This is a genomic window from Fundidesulfovibrio sp. YSD1 (assembly GCF_055397115.1).
On sequence record NZ_AP043666.1, the window covers coordinates 1,581,964 to 1,607,400 of the forward strand.

21 protein-coding genes are annotated in these 25,437 nt (G+C 68.6%); 8 read left to right on the forward strand and 13 right to left on the reverse strand.

Going from position 1 to position 25,437, the window contains the following annotated elements; translation table 11 throughout:
• Positions 1–54 precede the first annotated feature (54 nt).
• Together ACZ5V4_RS07445 and ACZ5V4_RS07450 are read left to right on the forward strand one after the other, a co-directional pair.
• On the forward strand, positions 55–1,269 hold the full coding sequence (locus tag ACZ5V4_RS07445) for an HD-GYP domain-containing protein (protein ID WP_464317547.1): 1,215 nt from the start codon (positions 55–57) through the stop codon (positions 1,267–1,269).
• A 14-nt stretch (positions 1,270–1,283) separates the two neighbouring features.
• Positions 1,284–1,976: a hypothetical protein gene (locus tag ACZ5V4_RS07450; protein WP_464317548.1), complete on the forward strand. Its 693-nt coding sequence runs from the start codon at positions 1,284–1,286 to the stop codon at positions 1,974–1,976.
• A 30-nt stretch (positions 1,977–2,006) separates the two neighbouring features.
• Here ACZ5V4_RS07450 and ACZ5V4_RS07455 read toward each other — a convergent pair whose 3' ends face one another.
• The 3 genes from ACZ5V4_RS07455 to ACZ5V4_RS07465 all read right to left on the reverse strand — a co-directional run bounded on the left by ACZ5V4_RS07455 (position 2,007) and on the right by ACZ5V4_RS07465 (position 5,423).
• Positions 2,007–3,230, reverse strand: a complete 1,224-nt coding sequence (locus ACZ5V4_RS07455; RefSeq protein WP_464317549.1) for an ABC transporter permease — start codon at positions 3,228–3,230, stop codon at positions 2,007–2,009.
• A 188-nt stretch (positions 3,231–3,418) separates the two neighbouring features.
• Positions 3,419–5,050, reverse strand: a complete 1,632-nt coding sequence (locus tag ACZ5V4_RS07460) for an FmdE family protein (protein WP_464317550.1) — start codon at positions 5,048–5,050, stop codon at positions 3,419–3,421.
• Entirely contained in the window at positions 5,037–5,423 is a 387-nt protein-coding gene (locus ACZ5V4_RS07465; RefSeq protein ID WP_464317551.1) for a winged helix-turn-helix domain-containing protein, read from the reverse strand. The genes ACZ5V4_RS07460 and ACZ5V4_RS07465 overlap by 14 nt, the downstream gene beginning before the upstream one ends.
• A 112-nt stretch (positions 5,424–5,535) precedes the next feature.
• Here ACZ5V4_RS07465 and ACZ5V4_RS07470 point away from each other — a divergent pair, with 112 nt between their 5' ends.
• The 3 genes from ACZ5V4_RS07470 to ACZ5V4_RS07480 all read left to right on the forward strand — a co-directional run bounded on the left by ACZ5V4_RS07470 (position 5,536) and on the right by ACZ5V4_RS07480 (position 8,432).
• Positions 5,536–6,903 carry an MATE family efflux transporter gene (locus ACZ5V4_RS07470; RefSeq protein WP_464317552.1) on the forward strand — a complete coding sequence of 456 codons (1,368 nt, stop codon included), beginning with the start codon at positions 5,536–5,538 and terminating at the stop codon, positions 6,901–6,903.
• Positions 6,900–7,778, forward strand: coding sequence for a DUF2156 domain-containing protein (locus ACZ5V4_RS07475; protein ID WP_464317553.1), 879 nt, complete (start codon positions 6,900–6,902; stop codon positions 7,776–7,778). The genes ACZ5V4_RS07470 and ACZ5V4_RS07475 overlap by 4 nt, the downstream gene beginning before the upstream one ends.
• A gap of 177 nt (positions 7,779–7,955) precedes the next feature.
• Positions 7,956–8,432: an RT0821/Lpp0805 family surface protein gene (locus tag ACZ5V4_RS07480; RefSeq protein ID WP_464317554.1), complete on the forward strand. Its 477-nt coding sequence runs from the start codon at positions 7,956–7,958 to the stop codon at positions 8,430–8,432.
• Between the two features lie 80 nt (positions 8,433–8,512).
• On the opposite strand, the gene ACZ5V4_RS07485 is transcribed toward ACZ5V4_RS07480, so the two are convergent.
• A complete protein-coding gene (locus ACZ5V4_RS07485; protein WP_464317555.1) occupies positions 8,513–8,728 on the reverse strand; it encodes a hypothetical protein in 216 nt (71 codons plus the stop codon).
• Between the two features lie 127 nt (positions 8,729–8,855).
• Here ACZ5V4_RS07485 and ACZ5V4_RS07490 point away from each other — a divergent pair, with 127 nt between their 5' ends.
• Entirely contained in the window at positions 8,856–9,137 is a 282-nt protein-coding gene (locus ACZ5V4_RS07490) for a hypothetical protein (protein ID WP_464317556.1), read from the forward strand.
• Between the two features lie 285 nt (positions 9,138–9,422).
• Here ACZ5V4_RS07490 and ACZ5V4_RS07495 read toward each other — a convergent pair whose 3' ends face one another.
• Both ACZ5V4_RS07495 and ACZ5V4_RS07500 read right to left on the reverse strand, forming a co-directional pair.
• Positions 9,423–10,979, reverse strand: coding sequence for a sigma 54-interacting transcriptional regulator (locus ACZ5V4_RS07495; protein WP_464317557.1), 1,557 nt, complete (start codon positions 10,977–10,979; stop codon positions 9,423–9,425).
• 202 nt (positions 10,980–11,181) lie between these two features.
• Positions 11,182–12,999 carry a lysophospholipid acyltransferase family protein gene (locus tag ACZ5V4_RS07500; protein ID WP_464317558.1) on the reverse strand — a complete coding sequence of 606 codons (1,818 nt, stop codon included), beginning with the start codon at positions 12,997–12,999 and terminating at the stop codon, positions 11,182–11,184.
• 160 nt (positions 13,000–13,159) lie between these two features.
• Here ACZ5V4_RS07500 and ACZ5V4_RS07505 point away from each other — a divergent pair, with 160 nt between their 5' ends.
• Both ACZ5V4_RS07505 and ACZ5V4_RS07510 read left to right on the forward strand, forming a co-directional pair.
• Positions 13,160–13,756 carry a helix-turn-helix domain-containing protein gene (locus ACZ5V4_RS07505; protein WP_464317559.1) on the forward strand — a complete coding sequence of 199 codons (597 nt, stop codon included), beginning with the start codon at positions 13,160–13,162 and terminating at the stop codon, positions 13,754–13,756.
• A gap of 43 nt (positions 13,757–13,799) precedes the next feature.
• Complete coding sequence (locus ACZ5V4_RS07510) at positions 13,800–15,641, forward strand: esterase/lipase family protein (RefSeq protein ID WP_464317560.1); 1,842 nt, start codon at positions 13,800–13,802, stop codon at positions 15,639–15,641.
• A 389-nt stretch (positions 15,642–16,030) separates the two neighbouring features.
• Here the strand turns inward: ACZ5V4_RS07510 and ACZ5V4_RS07515 are convergent, their stop codons facing one another.
• The 7 genes from ACZ5V4_RS07515 to ACZ5V4_RS07545 all read right to left on the reverse strand — a co-directional run bounded on the left by ACZ5V4_RS07515 (position 16,031) and on the right by ACZ5V4_RS07545 (position 25,398).
• The gene (locus ACZ5V4_RS07515; RefSeq protein ID WP_464317561.1) at positions 16,031–16,846 is read right to left on the reverse strand and encodes a DUF4124 domain-containing protein; all 816 of its coding nucleotides are present in this window, start codon (positions 16,844–16,846) and stop codon (positions 16,031–16,033) included.
• Positions 16,847–16,860: 14 nt separating this feature from the next.
• The gene (locus tag ACZ5V4_RS07520; RefSeq protein ID WP_464317562.1) at positions 16,861–18,264 is read right to left on the reverse strand and encodes an N-acetylmuramoyl-L-alanine amidase; all 1,404 of its coding nucleotides are present in this window, start codon (positions 18,262–18,264) and stop codon (positions 16,861–16,863) included.
• 6 nt (positions 18,265–18,270) lie between these two features.
• Positions 18,271–20,094, reverse strand: a complete 1,824-nt coding sequence (gene glmS, locus ACZ5V4_RS07525; RefSeq protein ID WP_464317563.1) for a glutamine--fructose-6-phosphate transaminase (isomerizing) — start codon at positions 20,092–20,094, stop codon at positions 18,271–18,273.
• A 91-nt stretch (positions 20,095–20,185) separates the two neighbouring features.
• On the reverse strand, positions 20,186–20,698 hold the full coding sequence (locus tag ACZ5V4_RS07530) for a hypothetical protein (RefSeq protein ID WP_464317564.1): 513 nt from the start codon (positions 20,696–20,698) through the stop codon (positions 20,186–20,188).
• Between the two features lie 22 nt (positions 20,699–20,720).
• On the reverse strand, positions 20,721–21,836 hold the full coding sequence (locus ACZ5V4_RS07535; RefSeq protein ID WP_464317565.1) for an XTP/dITP diphosphatase: 1,116 nt from the start codon (positions 21,834–21,836) through the stop codon (positions 20,721–20,723).
• Positions 21,833–23,032: a two-component system sensor histidine kinase NtrB gene (locus tag ACZ5V4_RS07540; protein WP_464317566.1), complete on the reverse strand. Its 1,200-nt coding sequence runs from the start codon at positions 23,030–23,032 to the stop codon at positions 21,833–21,835. The genes ACZ5V4_RS07535 and ACZ5V4_RS07540 overlap by 4 nt, the downstream gene beginning before the upstream one ends.
• A 71-nt stretch (positions 23,033–23,103) precedes the next feature.
• Complete coding sequence (locus tag ACZ5V4_RS07545; protein ID WP_464317567.1) at positions 23,104–25,398, reverse strand: mechanosensitive ion channel domain-containing protein; 2,295 nt, start codon at positions 25,396–25,398, stop codon at positions 23,104–23,106.
• Between the last annotated feature and the right edge of the window lie 39 nt (positions 25,399–25,437).

The window sequence follows — 25,437 nt, forward strand, 5'->3', positions numbered from 1 at the left end:
GCCCGGGCCGGACACCCCCGCCGGGCAGCGGGCCGTGCCCGCGCCCGGAGGCACATGCTCAAGAGAATCCGCGTCTACGACCTCCAGGTCGGCATGCGCGTGGTGGACACGGGCCTCTCCTGGCTCGACCACCCCTACCTTTACGGCGTGGAAGGCTCCATCGAGTCCGAGGAGCAGATCAGGCGCATCCGGGGCGACGGTTTCGCCGAGGCCTTCGTGGAGACCGACGCCGGGTGCGTGCGCATCTACGACCGCGACGAGGTGGAGCGGGCCATGGCCGAGGCCCTGCTGGCCGACCCCTCGGAGATGCCCACCAACAAGGGCTCGCCCCTGTCCCAGGAACTCAAGCAGGCCCAGGCCGTCCACGCGCGCTCCATCAGGGCCGTGAAGTACGCCATGGAGGCCGTGGCCTCGGGCGTGCCCATGGGCGCCCAGGCCTGCCTGGACGCGGGCCGCGACATCGCCTCCAGCGTCACCAGAAACCGCGACGCCCTGGTCTGCCTGACCAGGCTGCACGACGCCGGCGGGTACCACATCCGCCACGGCGTGGGCGTGGCCGTTCTGGCAGCGGCCTTCGGCGACTACCTCGGCCTGGACCGCACGCTGGTGAGCGAGCTGGCCGTGGCCGGGCTGCTGCACGACGTGGGCAAGGCGCTCTCCCCCAAGGACCTGCTGGAAAAGCCCGGCAGCCTGACCAGTGAGGAGTACCAGCGCCTGAAGCGCCACCCCATCGAGAGCTGCTCGGTGGTCTCGGCTGCCATGACCCTCTCGGCCCACGTGCTGCGAGCCATGTCCGAGCACCACGAGCGCTTCGACGGCTCGGGCTACCCGCGCGGGCTCAGGGGCCAGGAGCAGAGCTTCCTGGGGCGCATCCTGGCCATCTCCGACGTTTTCGACGCCCTGACCCAGGAGCGGCCTTACAAGAAGCGCATGCTCCCGGACAAGGCCATGAGCGTGGTCTTCGCCCTGCGCGGGCGCGACTTCGAGCCCGGGCTGCTGGAGCGCTTCATCAAGTGCCTTGGGGTCTACCCGGCCGGAAGCCTGGTGCGCCTGAGCACGGGCGAGCATGCCTTCGTCAGCGAATCCAACCCGGCGAGCCCGCTTCGGCCCAAGGTGGTGGTGGCCTTCGACGAGAAGATGCGCCCCATCCACCCCGTGCCCCTGGACCTCTCCGGCAGCGACGGCCCGGCCCCGGCCCGCCCGGTGGAAGTGGCCTGCATCATGGACCACCGCGAGCACGGGGTGCGCGCGGGCGACCACCTCGTCTGAAAGGAGGATCGAGCATGGCCGCCAGGCAGAGCGTCACGGCCGGGGAGCGCAAGGAGATCATGGACGGGCTTTTGGCCCGGTTCGAGTGGCCCGTGGAAGAGGAATACATGCACGACCTCTTCGAGGTGCACACCGACCCGGCGCGCAAGAAGCACGTGGTGCTCTGGCCCAGGGAGGGCTCCGGGCGCGAGCCGTCCTTCGGGCGCTACGTGCACGAGCTGGGGCACGCCCTGCTGGCCGAGCGCGTGCACCCGCAGTTCTCCCGCCCGGCCTTCGTCAAGGGCACGGACCCGGCGCTCAGAAACACCTACGCCCCGCTCTTCGAGGCGGCCCTGGACTGGTACGTGCAGCACCTGCTCATGGAAGCCGCCCCCGGCCCCCAGGGCGAGGACATCGACGCGCGCTTCAAGCAGACCGCGCACATGCTGCGCCAGGGCGCGGCCCTGCCCAGCGTGGAATTCGTGGTGGATTCGGGGTTGGCCCTGGCCTCGTTCAGGCAGTACCGGGGCCTGGACATCGAGACCCAGGGCAAGCTCATGGACGTGGTCGAGGCCTTTTTGCGCACGCCCCCGGACAAGCCCTCGCTTTTCGGACTCCAGGGGCTCATCCGCAGGCTCATGGCCGTGTTCGAACTGCACACGGCCTCGCTCAAGCCCGAGCTCGGCTTCGAGCGCTGGAAGATCGAGGCCGTGAAGCGCAGGCCCTAGCGGCCGCCCCAAAAGCCTGCTGGCGGGCAGCTACTCCCTGTTGCGCAGCACCTGGAGCACTTCCACGTTGGCCGCCTGCCAGGCCGGGTAGGCTCCGGCAGCCAGGCCCAAAAGCGCGGACCCGGCCAGGGCCTGGGCGATGAGCCAGCCGTCGTAAACGTAGGGAAAGCCGCCCAGGGCGTAGACCACGGTGAGAAGCCCAAGGGCCACGACCACCCCGGCACCGCCGCCCGCCGCGCTCATGAGCCCGGCCTCCAGCAAAAACTGGCGCACGATGTCGCGCTTTTTGGCCCCCATGGCCCGCCTGACCCCGATCTCGAGCCTTCTCGCCCGCACCAGAAGCACCATGATGGAGAGGATGCCCAGCCCCCCCACGGCGAAGGACAGGCTCGAGCTTATGAGCCCGAGCACGTCCACCAGGTCCAGGGCCTGCTGCTTGAGTTGCATGGTGTCCTCGGCCGTGAGCACGGAGAAGTCGTCGCGCTTGCCGTTCGTGATCTTGTGCCGCTCGCGCAGGATGGCCGTGGCCGAGGCCTTGGTCTGGTTGAAGTCCGTGCCGTCGGCCATCTGCATGAACACGCCCGTGACCCAGGTCTGGTTGGCCAGGCGGCGCATGTAGGTGGAGAGCGGCACGAAGATCTGCTCGTCCTGGTCCGTGCCGGAGATGTCCGAGCCTTTCTCCTCCATCACGCCCACCACCGTGAGCCCGGAGCGGAAGACGTACACCACCTGGCCCACCGCCTTCCGAGGGTCCTCGAAGAGGCGCTGGGCGATCTTCAGCCCCAGCACCACGACCTTGGCGCGCTCGCGCTCCTCCTCTGGGGTGAAGAAGCGCCCGAGCTCGGGGTTGAAGTTGCGCACCAAGGGATAGTCGGCCCAGGTGGCCACCATCTGGGAGGGGATCTTGATGTTGCCGTGGCGCACCGGCATGGTCCGGAGGATCACGGGCACGGCCTTGACCACCCCGGGCACGGAGCGCATCAGCGCCAGGGCGTCCTCGTATTGGAAGGTGTTGGCCCCGCCTGCCGCGCGCGCCCCGCCCCCGCGCGAAAAGCGCACCTGCCCGGCCATGGCCGCGAAGAGGTTGGGGCCGAGGCGCTCCACCTCGATCTCGGCCTGGCGGACCATGGCCTTGGACACGTGGCGCACACCCGTGAGCGCGAGCGCCCCCAGAAACACGCCCAGCATGGCCAGGGCCGTGCGCAGCTTGTGCGTGGCCAGGGCCTGGATGGCGATCTTCAGGCTCAAGAGCACGGGCGAGCCCCCGTGGCGCGGTGCGGCGAGGATGCGTGCATGGCGTGGTCCCAGGCCCGCACTCTAGCCGCTCGAGGGATTATCGGCAATGCGCCTGGGCGGCCCGCGCCCAGTTCAGGTTTGCGGGCGAAAAAAAACCGGGGCGGACAGGCCAGCCCCGGGTTCTTTGCCGGTCATCGCGGAACGAGCTACTTGCCGAAGGGGCAGTGCGGGAAGGTGCAGCGCTTGCAGTTCATGCAGAAGCCCCCGTGGCCCATGCGCGCGAGCATCGCTCGCGTCACGGGCACGCCCGCCAGCACGCGCGGCAGAAGCAGGTCCAGGCTGGTGATCTTGTGGAAGAGCGCGCACGCGGGCACTCCGATCACCGGCACCTCGCCCAGGCGGCCCACCAGGGCCATGTTGCCGGGCAGCACGGGCATGCCGAAGAGCGCGTCGGCAAGCCCCGCGTCGTAAAGCCCCTGGCGGGTCACGTCGCCGGGGTCCACGCTCATGCCCGCCGTGGTCAGGATCAGGTCGCACCCGGCGTCCAAAAGCTCGCGCACGCCCGCTGCGATGGCGCCGGCCTGATCCGGGGCGAAGCGCGTCTCCACGAGCTTCGAGCCGAGGGCTTCGAGCTTGCCCGCCAGCACCGGGGCGAACTTGTCCTCGATGAGCCCGGTGAAGACCTCGGTGCCGGTGATGAGCGCGCCCGCGCGTGCGGTCCTGAAGGGTTTGACGTCCACCAGCGGGGTGTCGCAGGCAAGGCCCAGGGCGTCGTCCATGACGTCTCGCCCGAGGTAGAGCGGGATGGCGCGCACGCCGCCCACGGCTTCGCCCGAGGCCACGCGGCTGCCGTCGTGGCGCACGGACAGGGCCACGTCGGTCAGGGCGTTCAGCGCCGCCAGGCGGTCCACGTCCACGGTGAGCAGGCCGTCCCGCGCGGCCAGGAGGGTGATCTTGCCCTCGCGCGGGGCCCCGGCGGGCTCGAGCCCCCCGGTGGCGCACAGGGCCTTGGCCAGGGCCGTGGCCGCGTCGTCCTCGTGCACGAAGCCCTCGCCCGGGCCGTCCTGGCCGCCGCCCTCCACGTAGACCTCCATGCGGCCCATGCGCTGCAGGCGGCAGAGGTCCTCGGTCTTGAACACCTGGCCCCGGACAAAGGCCGCGTCCTTGGAGCGGCCAGGGTCCACCTGGGTCATGTCGTGCAGGGCGCGCCTGCCCAGGGCCTCCTCCACGGGCACGGCGGTGAGGCGCGGGGCCTGCGAACTCCTCACGAAGAGGTCCTCGCCCCTGCAGCCCAGGCACACGCCTCCGTGCTTGGCCGGATAGGCCTCGCCGCAGGCCGGGCAGACCGCGATGGAGCCCTTGGAGCGCTTGCCCAGCCACGCGGGCGAGAGTTGCACCTCGCGCACGGTGAGGATTGCCTCGCCCGCCTCGAAGATCTCCTCGCGCAGGCGGTCGGTGTCCTGCTCCTGCTTGGGCTTGCGCTTCAAAAACCAGCCCGCAATTTCCGGGAAGGGGCCGAACTTGGCCGGGTCCAGGACCACGCGGAAGCCCTGGCCCGTGTACTTGTCGTAGAGCGAGAGCGCGTAGCGGCCGATGTCCTTGATGCGCAGCCAGCCGTTGCCCACGGTGCAGGGGGTGAAGAGCTGCACTGCGTCGGGCAGGCAGGCCTGGGTTTCGCAAAGGGCCTCGAAGAGGGTGTCCTCGGGCAGGCCGCGCCTGGCCGCGTCCACCATGAAGCCGCCGACGAGGAGGCCCGGGGCGGGATAGTTGTGGAACGCGGTGATCCGGTCGATGTACTCCTCGCGGGTCAGCCCGCAGACCTTCTTATCCATGAGCATCGCTCCCTCCTGTGCCTTCCGCGAAAGGTCTCACGGGCCAGGGGAACGCCTCCTCCGCCCGCCTGAGCGCGTACGTCTCCACGTCGGCGTGCCACTGCTTGAAGGCCGTCGCCAGCTGCTGCCCCAGTTCCGTGAGCACGAACCCCCGCTGGCCCCTGGACTTCTCCACCAGCGCTTCCCCGGCCATGGCCTCGCTGGCCTTGAGCCTGCCCCAGGCCGCCCGGTAGGACATGCCCATGGCCTTGGCCGCCTGGTTGAGCGACCCCGTCTCCTGGATGCGCATCAGAAGCTCCGCGCGGCCGAGCCCCAGGAGCATCCCCCCCGGCGTTTCCAGCCACAGGTGAAGCCTGAGCGTGGGATTGACCTGTTCCATAGCGCTCCCTCTATGCACAACCTAACATATTTGTGCCTTGGCTAACATAAACGAAACCGCCGCACAATCCCTGTTGACCGAAACCAACCGCTTACGTACCCCTTGGACGCCCATGAACCTGGACCTCCAAACCCCCTACCGCTCCATCTGGCGGCTCACCTGGCCGCAGATGCTCATGATGGCCTTCCAGTTCCTGATCGGCGTGGCGGACGTGTACGTCTGCGGCCTGATCGGCAAGGAAGCGCAGGCCGCCATGGGCCTGGTCAGCCAGGCCCTGTTCTTCTTCCTCACAGTGGCCATCGCCGTGGCCAACGGCTCCGTGGCGGCGCTCAGCCAGTCGCTGGGGGCCGGGCGAACGCTTCGCGCCGCGCGCTTCGGGGGGCTCGTGCTCGTTTCCGGGGCGCTCCTCTCCGGGGTGATCCTCGTGGCCGGGCTCGGGTTCAAGGACGCCTTCCTGACGCTCCTCAACGTTCCCAAGGAGATATACGAACCCGCCAGGGGCATCCTGACGATCTTCCTGTGGCTCTTGCCCATCAACTACCTCTTCCTGATCACCAACGCGGTGCTGCGCTCGCACAAGATGGTCATGGCCCCGCTCTACGCCGTGGGCTTGAGTTGCGTGGTAAACGCCGTGCTCAACTTCGGGCTGGGGCTCGGGTGGTGGGGCATGCCTCAAATGGGCTACATGGGCGTGGCCTGGGCCACGTTCTGGTCCATGACCGGCGGGCTCGCGCTGAACCTCCTGCTCCTGGCCCGGGCCGGGCTGATCACCTGGGGGATGCTGCCCCCGCTGCGCTGGGCGCGCGTGGCCTGGCGCTACGTGTTCCGCGTGGCCTGGCCCGCCGGGCTCATGCAGGTGGTCTGGCACACGGGCTACCTGGTGCTCCTGGCCATCGCGGGCGGGCTGCCCCACGGCGGGGTGGAGGCTTTGGCCGCCTTCGCGGCGGGTTCGCGCGTGGAGTCGGGCGTGTTCCTGCCCGCGTTCGCCTTCAACCTCTCGGCGTCCATCCTGGTGGGCCACGCCCTGGGCGCGGGCCACAAGGAGGAGGCCAAGCGCATGGGCTACCGCGTCTGGGGGCTCGGGATCACGCTCATGACCGTCATGGCCGCCAGCCTCTGGCCCTTTTTGCCGGAGCTCTCGCGCGCCTTCGCCCCGGACCCGGCCGTGGCCGCCCAGACAGCCAGCTACCTGCGCTACAACCTGCTGGCCATCCCCTTCACCTGCACGAGCATGATCCTCGCCGGGGCTTTGACCGGAGCCGGGGCCACGGTGTACAACCTCATGGTCTTCGGCGTGTCCATCTGGATCGTGCGCCTGCCCGTGGCGTGGTGGCTCGGGTGGAAGGCGTGGGGCGACGCGGAAGGCGTGTGGCTCTCCATGCTCGTCTCCCAGATGTTCCAGGCCGCGGCGTTGCTGTGGATGTACCATTTCAGGGATTGGTCCCGTTTTTCCATGATCAAATCCAGGAACGGAAAGTGAAAAAAGACTTCAAGCCCCTCTCGCTCGACTGCCGCGAGGAGTACCTGGCCCGCCTGGCGGCCTGTCCGCAGAAGGTGTCGGACTACTCCTTCGCCAACCTGTGGGGCTGGTGCGAGGAATACGGGCTGGAATGGTCCTTCGGCGATTCCCACGTGTGGATCCGCCAGACCAGGCCCGAGATCGTCTACTGGTCGCCCGTGGGCCCGTGGGAAACCGTGGACTGGAGCACGTGCCCCACGCTCACCCAGGGCGGCCTGCTCACCCGCGTGCCCGAACGCCTGGCCGAGCTCTGGGCCGCGGCCCTGCCGGGGCGCGTGGAGATCAAGGAAGCGCGCGAGCACTGGGACTACGTCTACTCCGTGGAAGAGCTGACCAAACTCTCGGGCAACCGCTTCCACAAGAAGAAGAACCTGGTCTCCCAGTTCTCCAAGAACTATTCCTTCGACTACCGGCCCCTGACCGCCGACTGCATCGAGGAAGTGCTGGAGATGCAGCTGGAGTGGAGCCTGTGGCGCGAGGCCGAGGGCGACGCCACCCTGCGCGCCGAGAACCGGGCCATCTCCCGCGTGGTCAAGGACTGGGACCGGTTGCCGAACCTGTTGGGCGGGGCCATCCGCGTGGACGGACGCATGATCGCCTACACCGTGGCCGAGCCGTTGGACGAGTCCATGCTGGTGATCCACTTCGAAAAGGGCCACACCGGGTTCAAGGGCGTGTACCAGGCCATCAACCAGATGTTTCTGGAGAACCAGGGCCAGGCCTACCAGTGGGTCGACCGCGAGCAGGACCTGGGCGACGAAGGCCTGCGCAAGGCCAAGATGAGCTACAATCCGGCGCGCTTCCTGAAGAAGTGCGCGGTCTGCGTGAAGCCCTGATTCCTGGCACGGCCGTTGCTTCTCTTCCGCGTGTTCCGGGCCTTCGCGCCCGCGCGGACACCGGCGGGACAGGCATGAAGCGTCGCCCGGCCTTGCGGACAGGCGCGCAAATCGTGTAACCAGGTTTCGAAATTTGCTTCCCGCACGCTACGCCGTGCCTAAATGAGAGGAGAAAACATGATATTTCGTCAGATCATTTGCCTCGTTCTGGCAGTTTCCTTCCTGGCCGCCTGCGCCGAGGACAACACCATCCGCAAGCGCGACGTGGGCATGGTGGGCGGCGCCGTGGGCGGCGCCATCGCGGGCCAGGCCATCGGCGGGTCCGACCCCACGGCCCGGGTGCTGGGCACCATCGCGGGCGTGATCATCGGCGGCGCCGTGGGCGGCTACCTGGGCAGCCTGTGGGACGACTACGACCGCAAGCAGGCCGCCTACGCCTTCGAGAACAACCCCGACCGCAGGGCCGCGACCTGGAAGAACCCCAACACCAACTCCACGGCCACGGTCACGCCGGAGAGGACCTACTACGAACCCAGCGGGACCCCGTGCCGCGAGTTCACCCAGACCATCTACATCGACGGCAAGAAGGAAGTGGGCCGGGGCACGGCCTGCCGCCAGGCCGACGGCACCTGGCGCATCTCCAACTACCAGTAGCCCTTCGCCGCCAAGCGCCTTCCCGGGCGCCCGGAGCTTGCGGCTCCGGGCGCCCTTTTTCCTGCCCTTTCCACGCCGCGCTACTTCTTCACCGGGCCTTCCGCGCCCGTGAGGTGGTTCATGGCGTAGCCGCCCTGGTAGACCACGCCCGTGGCCGTATCGAGCACGAACTCCAGCTCCCCTTCCCGGAAGTAGGCGTAGCGGCCGTTGTCGCGCCCAAGGGCGTAGAGCCACACGAAGACCGCCAGCAGGGCCAGCAGCGCGGCCTTGAAGATCATATCCACCGTGTTGTTCATCGCTGTCCTCCGTGGGCCATGGGATGACCCCGCGCGCCCGGCGCGTCAAGCGTTACGCCCCCTTTGCGCGCGCCCTTGTTCCGCGCAAGAATCCGTACAGAAAGTGTACAGCATTCCGGAGGGGAACGTGCCCGTGTTCAAACAAGACAGAGAAATCAATCGCATGATTTTCAACGTTTATGCTGACATTTCCGAACCCTTCGAAGCCTTGAAAACAGAGGCGAGACAATACGACAAACGCCTCGACGTGGACACCGCCGTGAACAAGGCCCTGGCCAAGTTCGTGAAGAAGGCTGAGAAAAGGCTGGGAGAACCGAGGAAGGAGTCCAGGGACGGCAAGCGCGCCCGCGCCGACCGAAGCAGTCGAAGTGGCCGAAGCTACCGATACCGCCGGGGAAGCCGGTCATGAGAAGCGCGAGAAGAAGGAAAAGAATCCCGACTACGCCGGATAGCCGCGACGGCGGACACCTGGCCGTTGAATCGCTTAATGAATCCAGCCCTTCGCCGCTTGCGGCGACGGCGGTCCGCCGGGTCAAGCGCCGCCTTGGGCGCGGTCCCGGCGGCATCTCCCGCGCCTGGCGGGCCCGGGCCGTCGGTGAAGCCCGCGAAGCTGTTGCCGGGGCCAGGGGCAGGCACTGCCCCTGGCGGGAGAGGCCCGGAGAGGGCAGCGCCCTCTCCGGTTTCAGCCTCTCGGCTAGTTGAGTTCCAATCCGGGTTCGCGGCCTTTCTTCTCGTTGACCAGCGTCTCCAGCCCGAATTTCTTGATCCTGTAGCCCATCTGCCGGAGCGTGAGCCCCAGTTCGCGCGCCGCGCGCGACTGGATCCAGTTGTGGCGCTCCAGCGCGGCCAGCACCTCGCGTTTCTCCATGTCCTTGAGGCTGCCCTGCCCGTCCAGGGGCACGTGGGCGGCGGGCTTGCCGGCCGAGAAGAAGTACGGCGGGATGTCGCCCAGGTCGATGCGTTCGTCCTCCACCATGATGGAGAGGCGCTCCACCAGGTTTTCCATCTCGCGCACGTTGCCGGGCCAGTCGTACTTGACCAGCGCGTCCAGGGCGCGGGGGGAGAAGGAGAGCCTGCGCCCGTACTCGCGCGAGAGCTTGTCCAGGAAGTGGTTGAGCAGCGCCGGGATGTCCTCGCGGCGTTCGCGCAGGGAGGGCACGAGCACGGGGAAGACGTTCAGCCTGTAGTAGAGGTCCTCGCGGAACTCGCCCACGGTGACGGCCTCGGCCAGGTCGCGGTTGGTGGCGGCGATGATGCGCACGTCCACCTTGCGGGTCTTGGTGCCGCCCAGGCGCTCGAACTCGCGCTCCTGGAGGAAGCGCAAGAGCTTGGCCTGGATTCCGGCGGAGAGCTCGCCTATTTCGTCCAGGAAGATGGTGCCCTTGTCGGCCTCCTCGAAGCGGCCGGGCTTGGGCGCGGCGGCTCCGGTGAACGCGCCCTTCTCGTAGCCGAAGAGCTCGGATTCGAGGAGGTTTTCGGGGATGGCCGCGCAGTTGACCTTGATGAAGGGGTACTTTGCGCGGTCGGAGAGCTCGTGGATCATGCGCGCGGTGAGGGTCTTGCCCGTACCGGACTCGCCCAGGAGGAGCACCGTGGCCCTGGTGGGCGCGACCTTCTCGATCATCTGGTGCACGCGCACCATGGGCTGGCTCTGGCCCACGATGAAGAAGCGGTGGTAGCTCTTGGAGAGCTTGAAGCGCAGCGACAGGTTTTCGCGGCGCAGGCCCTCCTCGCGGGCGCGCACGGTCTTGCCCAGCTGGAGGAACTGGGCGATGAGCGCGGCCACGATGGAAAGGAAGCGCACGTCCTCCTCGAAGGAGACGTCGTCGCCGAAGAGGCGGTCCACGGCGAGCACGCCCACGGCCTGGCCCTTGAGCAGGATGGGCACGCCCAGGAAGGCGATGCGCCCGCGCTCGAGGCTTCGGGACTGTGTGCGGTCCAGGAACAGGGGCTCCTTGGCGATGTCCGGCACCACGAAGGGCTTGCCCGTCTGGAAGATGCGGCCGGTGACGCCCTCGTCGAGGCGGTAGACCCCGCGTTTTTTCTCCTCGGCGGTCAGGCCGTGGGAGGCGCGGATGGTCAGCACGCTGGTCTCCTCGTCGAGGAGCGTCACGGTAGAGCGTTTCATCTCCAACGTTTCCGAAAGGATACGAAGAATGTCGCCCACGGTCTGGTCCAGGTCCAGGGCCTGACCGATGATTTGCGCAATTTCGTAAAGTACCTTGAGTTCGAGCTGACAAACATTGTTCATGGCGTGTTCCATGCGGTCGGCGCGGGCAGCTTTTCGCGGCGCTCGCCCCCTTCCACGTCCGAACAGTAACTACAAAATTGTAATCACGCAATCCCGATTATCGTCAAAAACTCTTTCTTGGTGAAATAACAGTACAAAAAAACGCCGGGAGCCCCTTCGGACACCCGGCTCCCGCCGCAAGGTTAATTTACGAAAACGTCAATCAAGCACTCCTCTTGTAGCCGCCCAGGTGGTGCTCCAGGAACCCGGCCAGGCCTTCCTTGCCCAGGTAGCGCTCGAGCTGTCTGCGGTCTGTCTCCAGGAGGTCCACCACCATGAGCCCGTCCAGGGCGTCGCTGAAGTCCGGGTCCACGTTGAAGGCCAGGAGCTTGCCGCCGAGCTTCAGGTACTGGCGCAGGAGCACGGGGATGCCCTTGCGGTCGGCCTCCACGGCGCTGACCAGCTCCGACAGGCGCTCCACGTCCGTGACCAGCGAGCGCGCCGCGCGCTTGAGCCAGCCCGCGCCGCGAAGGGGCGTGCGCGGCTTGACCAGCCTGGAGAGCGCGGGCCTCTCGCTGCTGGACTCGAAGTACCCGGCGATCAGGTGCCTGGAGGCGGCCTGGTACTCGTTGGTGATGCTCACGGGGCCAAAAAGCCTGCGGTAGCGCGGCTCGCGGGCCACCACCGTGCCGATGCCGCGCCAGAGCAGCAGGAGCGCGTTGTAGCTCTTCTGGTACTCCGGGCGCACGAAGGAGCGGCCCATCTCCAGGGCCGGGCCGAGCTCGCGCAGGAAACCCGGCTTGAACTTGAAAAGCGTGGCCGCGTAGAGCCCCTCCGGGCCGAAGCGCTCCAGTATCTCGTCCGTGCGACCCAGGCGGTAGGCCCCGACCACCTCGCGCTGCCCGCGGTTCCAGATGAACACGTGGGAGTAGCGCGAATCGAAGCCGTCCAGGTCCAAGGACTTGCCCGTGCCCTCGCCCACCTTGCGGAAGGTCAGCTCGCGTAGCGTGCCGATCTCCCTCAGCACCAGGGGAATCTGGGGCGAGCGCGCCTCGCGCACCTCGAACTCGCCGCTGGCGAGCAGAAGGCTCGCCTCGGGCAGCGCGGAGATCTCCCCCTGCATCAGGCCCGGGTCCTGCGCGCAGGCCAGGGCCTCCTGCCGCCTGGCCGGACGCGACGCGAAGCGCGCCGGGACGCGCCCGGAGCCCGCGCCGCCCAGCACCTCGGTGTGCAGGCGCAGGTACCCGGCCGTCTGCCGGTCGCTCAAGCCATCGAGCCTGGATGGGTCGATGGGGCGGCCGATGCGCACCTCCACGGTCTTGCGGGCCTTGTTCACGAACTCGCGCCCCAGAAGCATGGTGCGAAGCCTCGGGTGCACGAGCCCGGCCAGGTGGAACACCGGGCCGTTGGCCCCGGAGAAGTGCACGGGCACCACCGTGGCCTTGCAGGAGGCGATGATGCGCGCGATGGACGGGCTCCACTCGGGCTCGGCCACGCGGCGCTCGCGCACCGTGAAGTGGGCCACCTCCCCGGCCGGGAAGACGCCCAGGCAGCCGCCCGCGCGCAGCCAGGCCACGCTCTCGCGCATGGGCGCGATGTTTCGCGCAAGCGACCCGGACGCGCCGAAGGGGTCCACCAGGATGAACAGCTCGCGCAATTCCTCCACGCGGCCCAGCAGGTAGTTGGCCATGATCTTCGCGTCCGGGCGCACCTTGCAGAGCATCTGGGCCAAAAGCAGGCCCTCCATGGCCCCGAAGGGGTGGTTGGCCACCACCACCACGGGTCCTTGCGCCGGGATGTGCTCGAGCTCGCCGGCGGCGATGTCGCACTTGAAGCCGAAAGCGCCGATGGCGCGGTCGAGGAATTCGCAGGCGGGCACGCCCGAGGGCAGGGCGCTGTAGCCCTTCGCGATGGCGTCCAGGGCCAGGGCCTTGCCCAGGGGCTTGGCCACGGCCTTGAGCACGGTCCGGGCCAGGGGGTTGGCCACCCTGGACCCGAGGGAGAAAAGATCGGCGCGTCTGGCCGGATCGGGACTCTTCATGGCTGCCTCCGGATTGGTGTGGAGTTCCGCGCCTGCTGCCTACCCGCGCCGTGTAGCGGGCCGGTTACGGTCCGGTGAACGTTCGCGCCCGCTCCCGGCGCATGTTGACGAAGGCCCCGGCCGCGCACTACTTGTCACGGACGCAAACCAGGAAGCGCCCGTGACACACGCCAAGCTCTACTCCATCTCGGCCATCGCCAAACTCTTGGACCTTCCCGAATCCACGCTGCACTACTGGAAGAACCGCTTCGAGCCCTTTCTGCCGAGCGTGGGCCAGGGCCGGGGCAAGCGTTTTCCGGCCGAGGCGGTGGAGGTCTTCCGGGCCATCGGGGCCCTGCTCGAATCCGGGCTCTCCGTGGCCGACGCCAAGGACGAACTGGCCCGGTCCGCCAACGCCCCGGCGTCCGCAGGCAAACGCCCCGCAACGCCCCAGCCCCCCGCGCACCAGCCGGGCTCCCCGGGCGAGGAGTTGGCCGTGCGCATCGGCACTGCCATGGCCGAGGCCCTGGCCGTGAAGCTCCAGGGGCTCTTCGACATGGCGGCGGCCCCCCACGCGCGCGAGCTCCCGGCCTGCGGCGATTCCGCCGCGCTCACGGCCGAGCTGGCCCGCGCCAGGGCCGAGATCGAGGAGCTCAAACGCGCCGACGAGTCCACGGCCGCCAAGCTCAAAGTGCTGGAGGCCGAGCTCATAAGGCTTCGGCGCGAAGGCAGGGAAATGGAGAAACACCTGCTTGGCAAGATCAATTCTTCCCGCTAGCCCCTGCGTGCGCGTCCGGCTTTCCCCCGCCCTGCTGGCGGCCATGGTTCTGTTGGCGCTGGCGCTCTCCGGCTGCGCCACGGTCACGCTCAAGCCCGTGCCCGTTTCCCAGCGCTTCGACTCCCTGGACCGCACGGCCATCAACTCCTCGCGCCCCAGCGACCGCACCCTGGCCTTCCTCAAGGACCGCGACCTCACCGCCCAGTGGGAGTCCGACCCGGAGGGGCTCATAACCCGCCTGGACGCGAAATACCACTCGGACCCGGGGCTCGGCACCCTGTTCGCGCTCATGGAGCTGGCCCACCTCCAGGCCAAGCGCTCGGGCCCGGCCCCGGACAAGGCGGCCGCGTACGACCTTTCCTGCGCGCTCTACGCCTACCTGTTCCTCTTCGACCCCAAGGCCGCGCCGCCCAAGGACTCGCTTCGCCCGCACACGCGCATCGCCTCGGAGTTCTACAACCGCTCGCTCGCGCGCTACCTGCTTTACGCCAGGAAAAAGGATCTCCGCTTCAACCCGGACGAACGCCTCCCGGGCGCGGCCTCGGACCTGGTGCTCAAGCAGCGCACCAGCGGCCTGCCCTTCTCCCCTGAGGAGATCGGCGGCTACCTGCTGGCCTACGAGTTCGCCGTGTCCGGCCTGGACGTCACCTACGCGGTGCCCGGGCTCGGCGTGCCGCTCATCGTGGAGCGCGACCCCAAGCCGGCGGACGCCACCCGGCCCGAGGAGCGCTTCCTGCCGCGCATCCGCCAGGCCATGGCGGCCACGTTCTTCCTGCGCATCGACACCACGCCCCTGGACGGACAGCCCGGGCGGCGCGCCTACGCCGGTCACCTGGAAATCTACGACCCCATGCGCACGAGCCTCGTCGAGGTCGACGGCATGAAGGTGCCCCTGGAGTCCGACACCACCACGCCCCTGGCCTACCTGGCCGCGCACTCCCCGCCGCCCCAGCCCGTCAAGGGGCTCATGGACCCGGACGCGCTCAAGGCCAGCGAAGGCCTGATGATGCTCCAGCCCTACCAGAAGGACAAGATCCCCGTGGTCTTCGTGCACGGGCTCATAAGCTCGCCCAGGACGTGGCTGCCCATGCTCAACGGGCTCATGGGCGACCCGGCGCTGCGCGAGCGCTACCAGTTCTGGTTCTTCTCCTACCCCACGGGCAACCCGGTGCTCTACTCGGCCATGAACCTGCGCCAGTCGCTGGAGGCCGCCCGCGCCGCCCTGGACCCGGAAGGGACCAACCCGGCCTTCAACAACATGCTCATCGTGGGGCACAGCATGGGCGGGCTGCTGACGCGCTCCATGGTCCAGGACTCCGGCGGCGCGCTCTGGGGGGCGTTCTCCAAGGTGCCCCTGGAGAAGCTGGACATCTCGCCCGACGTGCATGCGCTGCTCACGCGCACGTTCTTCTTCAAGCCCCTGCCATACGTGACCGAGGTGGTGTTCATAAGCACACCGCATCGGGGCTCGGCCATGGCCCTGGACACCATCGGGCGCATCGGCAGCGCCCTGGTCACCCTGCCCCTGACCGTGGCCAAGGCCGGTTTCGCGGTGCTCCATTCCCTGGCCCAGGCCGGTCAGCAGGTGCCGCAGTCCGCCCTGCCCACGGGCATAGACAACCTCTCGCCCAAGAACCCGGTCCTCTTGGCGCAGACCGCGCTGCCCATGGCCGTGCCCTTCCATTCCATCATCGGCGACGAAAAGGCCGCCGGAAGAACCGGCGGCACCGACGGCATCGTGCCCTACGTCAGCTCGCACCTGGACGGGGCCCAGACGGAACTGATCGTGAAGTCCGGGCACGGCGCGCACGAACACCCCCTGGCCATCCGCGAGGTCAGGCGGATCATGCTCGAACACATGAAGGCGAACGGCGCGGGGAACTAGGCCGGAAGGCTTTTCCCGGAGAGGGCGCTGCCCTCTCCGGACCTCTCCCGGCAGGGGGATGATCCCCCTGCACCCGCTATAGCTTCGCGGGCGTCACCCGGCGCATGTTCTTGACCGGCAATATTCGAATGCCCCGTGATCCGCGCCAGCGCGGATCACGGGGCATTCGAATTGTTTGAAATTTAACCCTCTCCGCTTGCGGTCCCAGCGGCTCCCTCCCCCGCGCCCCTGTGCGGGGTCCCCGGTGAAGCCCGCGAAGCGAACCGCCGGGGTCTGGGGGCAGGCATCCGCCCCCAGCGGGTTGAGGGCGGAGCCCTCACGGGTCCAGGGCAGAGCCCTGGCAGATACAGGAGGACGGAGCCCTGCCGGGGCGATGCCCCGCGAGCGCGTCAATAAAGCCTGGCGAACTGCTTCTTGATGAGGTCCAGATACTTCAGCTTCGTCCCGGCGCATTCGGCCATCTTGGACTCCATGCGGCCCTTGGCCTCCAGGCCGTCGCGGGTGGTGGCCCTGCCCGCGTAGCGCTGGTTCCACTGTTCCAGCAGTTCCTTGGCCTGGGCGCAGTCCTGGTTGACGCTGCGGATGAGGATGTCCGTGTCCTTGGCCTGGCGGGGGTCGGTGAAGACGAGGCCCTGGTAGTAGTATTCGAAGTTGGGGACCTTCTCGTCCACCACGATCCCGGCGGTGGTCTCCACGGCCGCGTTCACCCCGGGGGAGAGTTCCACGATCACCCAGGCGTGGTCGAAGGTTCCCATCATCTTCTCGGGCGGCATGCCCGCCAGGTCCTTCTTGGTGGTTCCGGCCACGACCTTGGGCGAGAAGTTCCGCGTCTTCAGGATGTTGTGCATCTCCAGGGCCATGTCGATGCACACGAAGTAGTCCAGCGTGGAGTAGGTGTGCGTGCTGCGGTACTCCTGGGCGATCTGGCGCAATTCGCCCAGGCGGAAGTTCTCGCGCGAGGCCGCGATCATGTTGCGCACCCTCTCGCCGCGGCTTCCGGACGAGGAGGCCTGGTCCGGGGCCCCGGGCTGCGCGAGCTCCCTGATCTGGCCCGCGTGCTTGGCCGGGACGGCGTTCTTGCGGTCGGTCATGTGCACCACGCCCTTCTCGTCGGTCCAGGTGAAGAGCTGGGCGAAGGCCGGCGCGGCGGCCAGGCAGGCAACGGCCAACACCGCGGCCAGGAGAGACGGACGGCGGAAACGCATGGCGGCAATCCCCTTCAGTTCCTGACGAAGCGTTCCAGGCGGACCTTGTAGGCCGCCACGCCCTCGGCGACACCCCTGGCCAGGGCGTCCAGGTACTTCTCGTCGTTTAGCTTCTGGGCCTCGGCCGGGTTGGTGATGTAGCCGATCTCCACGAGGATGGCGGGCATCTTGGCGCCCAGGAGCACGTAGAAGGGCGCCTCGTGCACGCCCCGGTCGCGCAGGGTGATGCTCTTGCGGGCCTGGGCCAGCGTGGCGGCGTGGGCCTGCTTGGCGAACTCGCGTGACTCGCTCAACTTGGAGGCGTGCATGAGCTCGTCCAGGATCTTCTGCATCTCGGAGATGCGCTTGGGGTCCACGGAGTTCTCGCGCGCGGCCACGCGCACCTCGTCGGGCGTGGAGGCCAGGTTGAGCGAGTAGGTTTCCATGCCGGTGGACCCGGGGTCGCCGTGGGCGTTGCAGTGGATGGACACGAACAGGTCGGCCTTGCGCGCGTTGGCCATGGCCGTGCGCACCTCCAGGGGCACGTACTTGTCCGTGGTGCGGGTGTAGAGCACCTCGAAGCCCATCTTCTCCAGATGGCTGCCGAGAAGCCTGGCCACGCGCAGGTTGACGTTTTTTTCCCACAGCCCGAAAGCGCCGCGCGCGCCGGAGTCCTTGCCGCCGTGCCCGGCGTCGACCATCACGGTGCGCACCGTGAGCCCGAGCTGCTCGGCCAGTTGCCCGGCCATCTTGCGCTTGCCCGGGGTGTCCAGGCGCACGCCCGGCGCGCCGGGCTTTTCCTGGGGCTCCCCGGCCGCGGGCTTCGCCGCCTGGGGGGCCGGGGCCTTGCCCGCGCCTGCCTGGGTCTTGGCGGGAGGCTGGAGTTGGGCGGGAGCCTTGGCGGCAGGCTTCTTCGCGGCCTCGCCCTGCACGTCGATGACCACGCGGTAGGGGTTCTCCAGGACGAAGACGTTCTGGCTCTTCAGGTTCTCCACTTCGACCACCAGCCGGGCCACGTCGGGCTTGAAGTAGCTCAGGCGCACCTTGCGGGCCACGTCGCCCTGGACGTCGAAGCGGCTTTGCGCGCCCTGGCGGATGACCACGCCGTCCAGGTCCACGTACAGAAGGCGCTGGGGCGAGTCGCCCTGGGGCAGCACCTGCCAGCGGTGCTGGGCCTGGCCGGAGAGCACCACCACGATGCGCGAGTAGTCCCGGCCGGAATAGACCTGCACCTCCGTGACCACGGGCTTTTTCACGGCCGCCGGGGCCTTGGCCTCGGGCTTCGCGGCTGGCGCGGGCCTGGCCGGGGCGGATTTCGCGGGCTTGGCGTCCTTGGCCTTGGGGGGCTGGGGCGGGTCGGCGGCCCGCGCGCCCCCGGCGGGGAGCGCGCAGGCCAGCGCCAGAAGCAGCAAGGCGGCCAGGAGGGCCTTGAACGTCACGCCGGGCTACTCCACGGTCACGGACTTGGCCAGGTTGCGCGGCTGGTCCACGTCCTTGCCCAGGTAGTCGGCCATCTCGTAGGCGAAGAGCTGCAGCGCGGGCAGCATCATGAACGTGTTCATGGGGCCCCACACGTCGGGCACCTCCCAGACGTGGTCCACGCGCAGGTCCTGCGAGGCGTGGGTGAGGCTGATGATCTTGCCGCCGCGCGCCTGGACCTCCTGGAGGTTGGACTTCACCTTGGGGTAGAGCTCGTCGCAGGGGGCCAGGGCGAAGGTGGGGAACTTGGGGTCGATGAGCGCGATGGGGCCGTGCTTCATCTCGCCCGAGGCGTAGCCCTCGGCGTGGATGTAGCTGATCTCCTTGAGCTTGAGCGCGCCCTCCAGGGCCAGGGGGAAGCACACGCCGCGCCCCAGGTAGAGGAAGCTCTCGGCCTCGGAGTAGGCGCGTGCCAGCTCGGCCGCGCGCAGGCGCATGCGCGGCAGCTCCGCCGTGAGGATGTCCGGCAGGCGCTCCAGCGACTTCAGGCAATTGGCGCGCACGTCCGTGGGCAGCACGCCCTTCTGCTGGCCCCAGTGCAGGGCGAGCAGGGTCAGGAGCGTGAGCTGCGAGCACATGGCCTTGGTGGAGGCCACGCTCATCTCCGGGCCCGCCTGGGTGTAGATCACGTGGCCGGACTCGCGCGAGACGCTGGAGCCCACCACGTTGCACAGCCCGATGACCTTGGCCCCGCGCTCCTTGGCCAGGCGCATCCCGGCCAGGGTGTCGGCGGTCTCGCCGGACTGGGAGATGGCCAGCACGGTGTCGCCCGGCCCGAGGATCGGGTCGCGGTAGCGGAACTCGGAGGCGATCTCCACGCGGGTGGGGATCTTGGCCCAGGTCTCGAGCAGGTACATGCCCCACAGCCCGGCGTGGTAGCTGGTGCCGCAGGCCACGATGTAGAGCCGCTCCGGCGGGGCCACGCCGTCCAGCTCCGAAAGGTGCGCCTTGCCGGTCTTGTGGTCCACTCGCCCGGCCAGGCAGTCGGTGATCACGCGGGGCTGCTCGAAGATCTCCTTGAGCATGAAGTGCTTGTAGCCGCCCTTCTGCGCGGCCTGCACGTCCCAGGTGATGTGCTGGGGGGCCTTCGCGAGCGGCTCCAGGGTGGCGGCGTCCATCACGGCCCAGGAGTTGGCGTCGATGCGCACCATCTCGCCGTCCTCCAGGAAGACCACCTCGCGGGTGTAGGGCAGGAAGGCCGGGATGTCCGAGGCCACGAAGTTCTCGCCAACGCCCACGCCCATGACCAGGGGCGAGGACTTGCGCGCCGCGTAGAGAAGCCCCGGGTGCTCGAGCGACACCACGCAGATGGCGTAGGAGCCGTCCACGCGCCCGAGGGCCCTGGACACGGCCCTGTCCAGCTTGCCGTCCTCGGCCAGGTAGGCCCCGACCAGCTGGGCCAGGACCTCGGTGTCGGTCTCGGAGGCGAAGGAGACGCCCTTGGCCTTGAGCTCGTCGCGCAGATCCTGGTAGTTCTCGATGATGCCGTTGTGCACCAGGGCCACCTTTCCGGCCGCGTCCACGTGGGGGTGGGCGTTGCGCTCCACGGGCAGGCCGTGGGTGGCCCAGCGGGTGTGGCCCATGCCCGAGGTGGCCGTGTGCACGGGCATCCCGGCCAGCTTGTTCTCCAGGTTGACCAGCTTGCCCTCGGCGCGCACGACCTTGAGTTCGCGCTGCTGCACGTAGGCCACCCCAGCGGAGTCGTACCCCCGGTATTCCAGGCGCTTGAGCCCCTCGATGATCACTGGGACCGCCGGGCGGTGCCCGCTATAGCCGATGATGCCGCACATGGATGATCCTTTTCCTAAGGTTGTCAAAAACGGCTATCGTCAGTTTCCGCAAAGAAGCCCGGGTGTCAAGCGCGCAGGCCCGGCGAGGCCGTCAGCGCGCGGCCGCCCGGGCCAGCTCCCGCGAGGCGCAGGCGTAGGCCAGGCAAGCCCCCCAGGCCGCGGCCCTGGCGAACATGACCGGCGAGACCAGCCCGCCCGCGTGCTCGAGCACCACGTCCCGGGCCAGTTCCGGATAGGGCAGCAGGTAGATGAGCAGCGGATGGGCCAGGGCCTCGGCCATGAGCGCGAGGAAGGTCAGCTTGGCGAAGAAGAGCCCGGCGCGCCTGCCCCGCAGGAGCATGACGCCGGACGCCAGGGAGCACCCGGCCGTCACGGCGAAGAAGGCGATCCTGGCGAACACCCTGGCGGTCTCCGGCCCGTAGGCCCCGGCGAGCAGGGCCTGCGGGTCCAGCGTGCGCCAGTACCAGTAGTGGCGGCCCGCCTGCCAGCACAGGCCCAGGGGCAGCGCGGCCAGGAGCGCCAGGGAGAACACCAGGGCCGCGCCCCGGGGGCCGCCCTCTTCAGGCGAAGCCCCCGGTCCGGCCGCGCCGCCGAAAGGGTTCATGGAGCGCCCGGGCGCCTGGGCCTCACGCCCCGTCCAGGAAGTACGTGGCCCTGACCCGCCTGGAGAAGGTCAGGTAGGTCACCGCGGCCGAGGCGATCACCAGCCCGGGCAGGGCGTTGGCGGTCACGGACGTCTGGGCCATCTTGAGCACGTCGGGCGGATAGGCGAGGAACATGGTGGCCGCGTACTCCACGGCGCTGGCCAGGGGCACGCACAGCCAGGCGATCTTGGCCAGGAGCACCGCGCGGCGCTTGCGCCGGTACAGGCCGATGCCGCCCCAGAAGATGAGGAAGCCCACGGCCACGGTCAGCACGTTCTCGAGCGTGAGCGCCTTGGCCACCTCGGCCGCCACCTCGCGCGCCGGGGCGTTGGGGCCTTCCAGGGCCTCCATGAAGCGCAGGTTGCGCGAGACGATGGCCGCCGACACCAGGGGCACCAGGATCATCATGGCCAGGCACAGGAACTTGAGCCAGCCCTTCACGCCCGAGAGCGACTCGCGCATCTCGAGCTCCTCGGGCGTGAGGTCCGCCTCCTGGCGCACCTTCTCCACGAAGCCCGGCAGGTACTTGACCAGCTCGCGCACGGCGCGGCCACGGTGGCTGCGGAAGTTCTTCTGCTCCGGGGCCATCTCGGCGGCGGTGAGCTTCAGCTCGGGGTCGAAGAATAGGGGGTCGTACCCGAAGCCGTTCCCGCCCTTGGGCTCCCTGGCCACGCGGCCGAGCCACAGGCCGTGGAAGACCAGCTGGTGGCCGTCCGGGGCGTGGGCCACGATGGCGGAGATGAACTTGCACGCGCGCTTGTCGTCGGGCACGTCGCGCATGGCCTCCAGGAGCTTCTCGTTGTTGGAGGCGTCCGTGGCGTTCTCGCCGGAGTAGCGCGCGGAGCGCACCCCGGGCTCGCCGTCCAGGGCGTCCACGCAGAGCCCCGAATCGTCGGCCAGGGCGATGAGCCCGGTGGCTTCGCTCACGGTGCGGGCCTTGATGGCCGCGTTCTCCTCGAACGTGGAGCCGGTCTCCTCGATCTCGCCGACCTGGGGGAACTCCTCCAGGCCCACTACCTCTATGCCGTTGCCCTCGAGCATGGCCTGAAGCTCGCGAACCTTGCCCTGGTTGCGTGTGGCCAGTACGACGCGCGTCACTCTCCCTCCTTGTTGCCGCCCCCGGCTCCCGCTCTCCATCTGGCGTCGTGGCGCGGGGCCGCCTGGGCGTCCATTGCTGTTTCATCGGCCGCGATCATGGGCGGCAGCACAAGGCGCACGGTGGTGCCCCTGCCCTGCTCGCTCTCGAGCTCCACCGAGCCCCCGGCCTCGTCCAGGATCTTTTTCGTCATGGCGAGCCCCAGCCCGGCCCCCTTGTCCTTGGTGGAGAAGAAGGGGTTGAACACCTGATCCAGGTTTTCCGGGGGGATGCCCTTGCCGGTGTCGGCCAGTTCGATCACCGCCTTCTCGCCCCTGGCGAAGCAGCGCAGCGTGAGCCTGCCGCCGTCGGGCATGGCCTCCATGGCGTTTTTCACCATGTTGATGATGCACTGCTTGATGAGTTCCGGGTCGCCCTTGCCCAGGGGCAAGCCCTGGGCCGCGTCCACCGAGACCTCGATGCCCTGCTTCTGGCACCCGAGCGCCATGAGCTCCATGGTCTGCCGGGCCACGAGGCCCACGTCCACGCGGCCCTCGGCGCCCTGGGTGGGGCGTGAAAAGTTGAGCAGGCTTTTCAGTATCTTGTCGAGCCTGTTGGACTCCTCCAGGATGATGGAGACCTTTTCCCGGCTCTTCTCGTCCAGCGACCCGGAACGCAAAAGCGAGTTGGCGAAGCCCGCGATGGCGAACATGGGGTTTCGTATCTCGTGGGCCACGTAGGTGGAGAGTTCGCCCACTGCGGCCAGCTTCTCGGCCTGCTGGAGGCGGCGCTCCATGTACGCGCCCTGGGTGATGTCGCGCCTGAGCACCACCACGTGGGTCACCTCTCCGGCCTCGTCCGCCACCGGGTAGGTGTAGACCCGGAAGTAGCGCACCCGCCCGGCCTCGTCCACGGAGGTCTGGACCTGCTCGGTCCTGTCCTTTTCGCGCACGTTCTCCCAGGTGGAGACGTCCTCCCGGGGCTCGCAGACGCCCTTGAACCCGGTGAGCGACTCCCAGCAGGTCCGGCCCAGGAAGTCCTCCCGGTTGCCGCCCAGGCGGTCCATGGCCGCGCGGTTGATGTCCACCACGCGCGAGGACGCGTCCAGGATGACGATGTCGTCGGGGATCTGGTCGATGACCGAGGAGAGCAGGTTCCTCTCCTGGGCCAGGCTCAGTGCGCAGACTCTGTCCTTGTGGCGCGGGGGGTCGCTGTCCATGGCTCGTGTCTACCTTCTTCCCAATGGGAGTCAAAGGGAAATTGCCCGGCCCGCCTCGCTTCGCGCGCGGCTCACCGCTTCACGTAGGGGATCTCCACGCCGTTCTCGCGGAAGAGCCTTTCCACGGCCAGGTGCACGTCGGAGGACGTCTTCCCCGCGTTGTCCAGGTCGTCCACCCAGAAGAGCAGCTTGAAGTTGAGCGTGGCCTCGCCGAAGGCTGTGAACTGCACGCCGGGCTTGGGGTCGGCCAGCACGTGCGGGTGCGAGGTCGCGGCCTGCGTCAGGAGCTCCGTCACCTGCCTTATGTCCGAGCCGTAGGCCACGCCCACGGTCAGGGTGCGGCGCACGCGGCGGTCCTTGTGGGACCAGTTGACGATCTTCTGGGCGATCAAGTCCGAGTTGGGCACGAAGAGCGTGGCGTTGTCGAAGGTCTGCACGATGGTGTTGCGGATGTTCACCCGCTGCACCACGCCCCAGATATCGCCGATCTGGAGCACGTCGCCCGCCTGCACCGAGCGCCCGAAGAGCAGGATGAGCCCGGAGATGAAGTTGTTGATCACGTTCTGCATGCCGAAGCCGATGCCCACGGACAGGCCGCCCGCCACCACGGCCAGGCTCGTGAAGCTCGCGCCCACCAGGCGCAGGCAGAAGAGCGCGTACACGCCCCAGATCACGTAGGCGCTGACCGTCTCCAGGAGGTTCACGATGCCGCGCTCCAGGTCGGGCCGCCGGGCGGGCAGCTCGGTGATCAGCCTGGCGGCCACGCGCGAGGCCCCGCGCGCCAGGTGGAAGCCGATGTACAGGGCGGCCACGCCGGTCAGGTCCAGGCGCAGGCCCTCCTCGCCCAGGTCCGCGCCGACCAGCGAAAGAAACACGCTGCGCCCGCCCATGGCCATGGACAGCCAGAAGAGAAACGCCGCGGCCATGGCCAGCACCGTGAGCGGCAGGGCCAGGGACCCGGCCAGGCAGCGCAGGGCCTCGGCCGTCAGGTCGGGCGCGGGCCTCTCCACCACGCGGGCCACCAGGCCGTAGAGCGCGAGCCCGGCCTGGAGGAACACCAGCATGAGAAACCAGGCCATGACGGCCAGAAGCGTCATGTTCACCCAACCCAGCAGCGCGGGCAGGCACAGAAGCGGGTAGAACCAGCCGCCCATGCGCGCGATCCTCGCCACCACGCCCCCCTCCTCGCCCGGGGCCGGGCGGCTGCGGATGACCCATCCGGCGATGAAGAGCGTGAGCACCCAGACCGCGCCGCGCAGCGCCTCGGGCAGCCAGGGGACCTGCAGGAACCCGGCCGCCGCGAACAGCCACCAGGCCCCGGCCACGGGGTTGGCGCGCATCCCGGCGTCCTGGGCCTGGCCCGAGGCCACGCCGCGCAGGAACCACGACAGCCCGAGCACTCCGCGCGCCAGGAAGATCTCGGCCAGGGTGCTGGTCTCGGCGCGCACCAGCACGTAGGCGGGCCCCGACGTGGCCCACATCACGGCCGCGCCCAGGCCAACCCAGGCGAGCCCGGCCAGGGGCCTGGTCACGCGGAAGCCCGGCAACGCCTTTTCCAGGCGCTTGAGCGCCACGGCCGAGGCCGCGAAGAGCACCGCGAAGAGCCCGGTCAGGCGAATGAGCAGGTCCCTGAGCGATCCGCCGCCGGAGTCGAACAGCGCCAGGTACGTGCCCAGGAGCTTGGGCAGGTCGGTGATGCGCTGGGCTGCCTCCTGCCAGGCCCCGGCGGAGAGGAAGCCCTTGCCCTGGGTCAGGTAGTAGTCCTTCCAGGCGCGGGGGATGCGCTCGGTGATGGTCTGGGAGAGCTTGCCGATGCTGCCCTGGAGGTCCTTGGTGGGGCTTAGGCCCTGGTCCAGCACGGTCTTCACGCGCCCGAGCTTGCCCTTGAGCTTGCGCAGGTCGCCCAGAAAGTCGCCCATGGCCTTGTTCACTTCCTGGGTGTGGCCCGAGTCGGCCTGGCGGGAGAACTCGCCCTCCACCTCGGTCAGGCGCTCCTGGAAGTGCCTGAGGTCGGTGTCGGCCTTGGCGAAGGGCTGGGTCACGGCCTCCACGTGGCCGCGCAGTATCTCGAGCCCGGCCAGCACGGCGCGAAGCTCCGTGGGGCTCGAGCCCGAAACGCGGGCGAGCACCATGAGCTCGTCGAGCTTCTTGCGCAGCGAGGCCAGGTCCTGCCGGGTCTGCTTGACCATGCCGGGCAGGGTCTGGGACACGCCGTCCACGTAGTCGATCTGGTACTGGAGTTCCTCGTAGTTGCGCTGGAGCATGAGCTTCCAGCCGTCGGACTGCTGCTGCGGCTGCTCCTCGGCGCGGGCCGGGGCGGCGGGCAATACGAGGAGCAATGCGAGCAGGATAGCGCGCCAAGTCATCTGAAGTGCCTCTCGGGGGATTTGTCTTTCGGGTGATTC